The following is a 3,063-nucleotide window of genomic DNA, read 5'->3' as shown; positions in this document are numbered from 1 at the left end:
TTTGCTGAGTTAAAAAAAGGTTTTTATATTTGCACCCGCTTTGCTAGATAAGCAGGGTAATTTTTGAGGGTTGAGGGCCTATTATGGGTTCTTTTTTTTCGGAAAAGATTAAGGAGTAAAGAAGTTCATATACATATTGGAATAGACAGCGTAAAAGAGAATTATTGAAGAACCATTTTGACGTCAAGAGGACTTAAAGAGGGTCGATTGGATATCTTGAGATATTTAACGATCAACAATGAAGAGTTTGATCCTGGCTCAGGATGAACGCTAGCGGCAGGCCTAACACATGCAAGTCGAGGGGTAACAGGGAGTGCTTGCACTTTGCTGACGACCGGCGCACGGGTGCGGAACGCGTATGGAACCTGCCCCTGTCAGGGGAATAGCCCAGAGAAATTTGGATTAATGCCCCATAGTATCATTTTGACACATGTTATTGTGATTAAAGATTTATCGGACAGGGATGGCCATGCGTACCATTAGTTAGTTGGTGAGGTAACGGCTCACCAAGACCGCGATGGTTAGGGGCCCTGAGAGGGGGATCCCCCACACTGGTACTGAGACACGGACCAGACTCCTACGGGAGGCAGCAGTGAGGAATATTGGACAATGGGCGGGAGCCTGATCCAGCCATGCCGCGTGCAGGATGACGGCCCTATGGGTTGTAAACTGCTTTTATACGGGAAGAAACCTATCTACGTGTAGATAGCTGACGGTACCGTAAGAATAAGGACCGGCTAACTCCGTGCCAGCAGCCGCGGTAATACGGAGGGTCCGAGCGTTATCCGGAATCATTGGGTTTAAAGGGTCCGTAGGCGGGCGTATAAGTCAGGGGTGAAAGTTTGCAGCTCAACTGTAAAATTGCCTTTGATACTGTATGTCTTGAGTTATAGTGAAGTTGCCGGAACATGTGGTGTAGCGGTGAAATGCATAGATATCACATAGAACACCGATTGCGAAGGCAGGTGACTAACTATATACTGACGCTGATGGACGAAAGCGTGGGGAGCGAACGGGATTAGATACCCCGGTAGTCCACGCCGTAAACGATGGATACTAGCTGTGGGGTTTTCGGACTCCGTGGCCAAGCGAAAGTGATAAGTATCCCACCTGGGGAGTACGTTCGCAAGAATGAAACTCAAAGGAATTGACGGGGGCCCGCACAAGCGGTGGAGCATGTGGTTTAATTCGATGATACGCGAGGAACCTTACCAGGGCTTAAATGTAGATTGCATTAGGCAGAGATGCTTATTTCTTCGGACTATCTACAAGGTGCTGCATGGTTGTCGTCAGCTCGTGCCGTGAGGTGTCAGGTTAAGTCCTATAACGAGCGCAACCCCTACCGTTAGTTGCTAGCAGGTCATGCTGAGGACTCTAACGGGACTGCCGGTGCAAACCGTGAGGAAGGTGGGGACGACGTCAAATCATCACGGCCCTTACGTCCTGGGCCACACACGTGCTACAATGGCCGGTACAGAGGGAAGCCACCACGCAAGTGGGCGCGGATCTATAAAACCGGTCACAGTTCGGATCGGGGTCTGCAACTCGACCCCGTGAAGCTGGAATCGCTAGTAATCGGATATCAGCCATGATCCGGTGAATACGTTCCCGGGCCTTGTACACACCGCCCGTCAAGCCATGGAAGCTGGGAGTGCCTGAAGTCCGTCACCGTAAGGAGCGGCCTAGGGCAAAATCGGTAACTAGGGCTAAGTCGTAACAAGGTAGCCGTACCGGAAGGTGCGGCTGGAACACCTCCTTTCTAGAGAAGATTTGTTCAATTGCCCTTGTTCTTCTGCATCAGGGTGGTTCGTACTCTTTTATGTTGTCTATCTATATGTTTTAAAATAATGGTCATAAGGCCCAACAGTCTCATAGCTCAGCTGGTTAGAGCGCTACACTGATAATGTAGAGGTCGGCAGTTCGAGTCTGCCTGAGACTACAAGTCGAAAGACAGGCGAGAAGTTTATCCCGAGCGAAGTCGAGGGGAGTCTGCCTGAGACTACGAAGTTCATTGATTGAAATATTGAATAGGAAATTCTAGAAGTTGAGTAGTAGTTGGAAGTACTGACTACTGACTACTATGTACTAACTACTAGTATATGGGGGATTAGCTCAGCTGGCTAGAGCGCCTGCCTTGCACGCAGGAGGTCATCGGTTCGACTCCGATATTCTCCACGATGAATGCTTTAAAAAGTAGAATCGAAATTTAAAGAAACAAAAAGAGCTTGCTTTTTGTTGTTTCTGAAATAAGATTCTTTTAATGCATTCTCAAGATTGAAGTTTGAGGAGCAACGTAAGTTACTCCGATACTGAAAATCTTGCACAACGTTCATTGACATATTGGGACATATTATAAAGGCACGAGTCATTTATAATAAGTCAAAAGAAGAAACTTAAGTAGTAGAATAGAATACAATAAGTTAATAGTAATTAAGGATTACGAGAGGGCATTAGTATCAAGAGATACTTAATGCGACAAGCAAATTAAGGGCGTATGGGGAATGCCTAGGCTCTCAGAGGCGATGAAGGACGTGATAAGCTGCGAAAAGCCACGGGGAACTGCACACGAGTGTTGATCCGTGGATATCCGAATGGGGCAACCCGGCATGTTGAAGGCATGTCATCCGAAAGGAAGCGAACCCGCTGAACTGAAACATCTAAGTAGGCGGAGGAAGAGAAAACAAAAGTGATTCCGTTAGTAGTGGCGAGCGAACGCGGATTAGCCCAAACCAATTATGTTTCGGCATAATTGGGGTTGTAGGACCACGATATTCGAACTATAATGAACTAGAACACTTTGGAAAGAGTGGCCATAGACGGTGATAGCCCGGTATAGGTAAAGCGTAGCGAGATAGTGGTATCCTGAGTAGCGCGGGGCACGTGAAACCCTGTGTGAATCAGTCGGGACCATCCGATAAGGCTAAATACTCCTGAGAGACCGATAGTGAACCAGTACCGTGAGGGAAAGGTGAAAAGAACCGTGAATAACGGAGTGAAAAAGATCCTGAAACCATACGCTTACAAGCGGTCGGAGCCCATATGGGTGACGGCGTGCCTTTTGCA

General features: G+C 47.7%; 2 tRNA genes and 2 rRNA genes (1 of these 4 running past the window's edge). All 4 read left to right on the top strand.

The window, feature by feature from the left end:
• Positions 1-235 precede the first annotated feature (235 nt).
• Positions 236-1,759, top strand: a 16S ribosomal RNA gene (locus ACFSQJ_RS14565).
• 106 nt (positions 1,760-1,865) lie between these two features.
• Positions 1,866-1,939, top strand: a tRNA-Ile gene (locus ACFSQJ_RS14560).
• Between the two features lie 162 nt (positions 1,940-2,101).
• A tRNA-Ala gene (locus tag ACFSQJ_RS14555) sits at positions 2,102-2,175 on the top strand.
• Between the two features lie 297 nt (positions 2,176-2,472).
• Positions 2,473-3,063: ribosomal RNA gene (locus ACFSQJ_RS14550) — 23S ribosomal RNA — on the top strand; it runs 2,230 nt beyond the window's last position.
• The 16S and 23S rRNA genes sit together here with 2 tRNA genes alongside, the layout of an rRNA operon.

It is taken from the genome of Croceitalea marina, from assembly GCF_042684265.1.
Lineage (GTDB): Bacteria > Bacteroidota > Bacteroidia > Flavobacteriales > Flavobacteriaceae > Croceitalea > Croceitalea marina.
The sequence above is the reverse complement of the archived record's forward strand: the minus strand, read 5'-3'. Positions and strand labels throughout refer to the sequence as shown.